The organism is Deltaproteobacteria bacterium GWA2_45_12 (genome assembly GCA_001797365.1).
Taxonomy (GTDB): domain Bacteria; phylum UBA10199; class UBA10199; order UBA10199; family UBA10199; genus UBA10199.
Genome location: MGPH01000021.1, coordinates 1 through 2,352, shown reverse-complemented (window position 1 = coordinate 2,352; position 2,352 = coordinate 1). Strand labels below are relative to the sequence as shown.

Genomic DNA, 2,352 nt, shown 5'->3' with positions numbered 1-2,352 from the left:
GCCTGCCCTGCAACCACTTCCACATCAAAATCACCCGTATCGTCAAACGCATCCTGGGCACTCTGGCTTGTCACTGTGTGTGAGACCGAATCATTGTTAACCACAACAACAGTGGCCCCTGCTGGAGCTGTTATTTCATCATTTACCAGAATATTGGGAGAAACAAAAAGAACAGTGGGGGCATCTGAAGAATCTTCAGACAAATCAGAAGTGCAGGAAACACAGAAAAGAAAAAGAAGAATGAAAAAAAGAAATCGTATTTTCACCCGGAAGTCATTAGCGCCAAAATCAACACAAGACAAATAAAAAACCCCTTTGGATTTTTCCAAAGGGGTTTTTAGAATCATGGTAGGGACAATCCTAGGATTGTCCCTACAGAATATCGATTTTTAACAATCGTAATACATGAAGAACTCGTAAGGTGTGGGACGCAAACGCATCGCGCTCACCTCCGTGATCATTTTGTAATCGATCCATGTTTCGATAAGATCCTCAGTGAAAACCCCACCCTTTAAGAGCCAGGCATGGTCTTTTTTGAGGTTAGCAAGCGATTCTTCCAACGAACAAGGAATCGACGGAATTTCAGCCAGTTCTTCCGGTGAAAGACCATAGATGTTTTTATCCAGGGGCGCACCGGGATCAATTTTGTTCTGAATACCGTCAAGACCGGCCATAAGCATGGCTGCAAATCCCAAGTAGGGATTGCAGGTTGGATCCGGCGTACGGAATTCCAAACGCTTGGCCTTGGGTGAGTTGGAATACATGGGAATACGCACCGCAGCCGAACGGTTGCGGGATGAATAAGCGAGCTTGATAGGAGCTTCATACCCGGGGACCAAACGACGATACGAATTGGTCGTGGGATTGGTAATGGCCACCAAGGCTGGGGCATGCTTAAGAATGCCTCCAATATACCAAAGGCCCATTTGGGAAAAACCGGCATACTTATCACCGGCAAACAAAGGTTTGCCATCTTTCCAGATGGATTGGTGGGTGTGCATCCCCGAACCATTATCCCCAAACATGGGTTTGGGCATGAAGGTGGCCGTTTTGCCATGACGGTTGGCCACGTTTTTCACAATATATTTAAACCACATCATGGTATCGGCCATGTTCACCATCGAATTAAAGCGGACATCAATTTCAGCCTGGCCTGCTGTGGCCACTTCGTGATGCTGCTTTTCAACCTGGATCCCAACTTTTTCCATTTCCAAGATCATCTCGGTACGAATGTCTTGCTGGCTATCGACAGGGGACACAGGGAAATAACCTTCCTTATGACGAGGACGATATCCTTTATTTTCGGGCTTACCCGCGTTCCAAATACCTTCCTCCGAATCGATGTGGTAATAACCTTCGTGGGCTTTTTGATCGAAGCGAACATTGTCAAAAATAAAAAATTCTGCTTCAGGACCAAAGTAGGCAACATCGCCGATACCCGTTGACTTAAGATAGTTTTCAGCATTCTGGGCCAAAGCACGGGGATCACGCGCATAAGACTCACGGCTTAAAGGATCCACCACATTCCCAATAAGGGACAAAGTGGGTTCCGCACAAAATGGATCGATTTTGGCTGTTGTTGGGTCGGGCATTAAAAGCATGTCCGATTCGTTAATGGCTTTCCAACCACGAATGGAAGAACCATCCAAACCATTTCCATCGGTGAATAAGTCTTCGCCAAATTCACTCATTGAAATGGTGTAATGCTGCCATTGACCCAAAAGATCGACAAATTTAAGGTCAACAGCCCTGCATTTATTTTCTTTTGCAAAGGCAACGACATCTTTTGCTGTTTTCATAAAAACTCCCATTTTTGGTTTGTTAATAAATAAGGGAGAAAAAGGCCCCAAAAAAAACCCTTGTTCCCACCCAACAAAAACTAAACGGCGGTTTCGCCCTGTTCTCCGGTACGAATACGGATCACCGCTTCCACCGGCGTTACAAAAATTTTGCCATCACCGATACTGCCTGTTTTGGCTGTTTCCTGGATTGTTTCCACTATTTTGGAAACATCTTCATCCTTGGCAACAATTTCAATTTTGATTTTGGGTAAAAAATCGACAATGTACTCGGCCCCACGATAAAGTTCTGTGTGCCCTTTTTGCCGACCAAAACCTTTTACTTCAGAAAGAGTCATTCCCTTGACCCCAAGTTGGGTGAGGGCTTCTTTGACTTCGTCAAGTTTAAAAGGCTTGATGATGGATTCAATCTTTTTCATGTTATTTTAATTTTTCCCCCACTAAATTTTTTAAGACCAATGAAGAACCCCGTGGCAAGCCACGGGGTATCAAGCTCGGCTCCGCCGAGCTATAGGTTTCAGATCAAATAATCTTAGCTGTTCTACGTTAGAAT

At 44.8% G+C, this 2,352-nt stretch carries 2 protein-coding genes and 1 pseudogene (1 of these 3 only partly in view); all 3 read right to left on the bottom strand.

All coding sequences use genetic code 11. The annotated features are described in order from the left end of the window. Positions 1 to 347 (bottom strand): annotated as a pseudogene (locus A2048_05135) (hypothetical protein) (it extends 109 nt beyond the left edge of the window). Between the two features lie 42 nt (positions 348 to 389). Further along, positions 390 to 1,799, bottom strand: a complete 1,410-nt coding sequence (locus A2048_05130) for a type I glutamate--ammonia ligase (GenBank protein ID OGP09849.1) — start codon at positions 1,797 to 1,799, stop codon at positions 390 to 392. A gap of 80 nt (positions 1,800 to 1,879) precedes the next feature. After that, the gene (locus A2048_05125) at positions 1,880 to 2,218 is read right to left on the bottom strand and encodes a transcriptional regulator (protein ID OGP09811.1); all 339 of its coding nucleotides are present in this window, start codon (positions 2,216 to 2,218) and stop codon (positions 1,880 to 1,882) included. Positions 2,219 to 2,352: the final 134 nt, after the last annotated feature.